Genomic DNA, 208 nt, shown 5'->3' on the forward strand with positions numbered 1-208 from the left:
TTTGGATCAATTGTTGTGTTATTATCTTGGTTGTTGTTTCCACCTTGGTTGTTGTTTTCACCTTGGTTGTTGTTTCCACCTTGGTTGTTGTTTTCACCTTGGTTGTTGTTTCCACCTTGGTTGTTGTTTTCACCTTGGTTGTTGTTTTCACCTTGGTTGTTGTTTTCACCTTGGTTATCTAACGACTTAATGCTACCTTTATCAAATG

1 protein-coding gene is annotated in these 208 nt (G+C 37.5%); it reads right to left on the reverse strand.

Annotated features, from left to right (window positions below; genetic code table 11):
- The coding region (locus MR107_RS32175) for a hypothetical protein (RefSeq protein WP_242293242.1) at nt 1-208 on the reverse strand (208 nt) is incomplete at both ends.

Origin of the sequence: Bacillus cereus group sp. BfR-BA-01441 (assembly GCF_022663075.1) — a bacterium.
Classification (GTDB): Bacteria; Bacillota; Bacilli; order Bacillales; family Bacillaceae_G; genus Bacillus_A; species Bacillus_A cereus.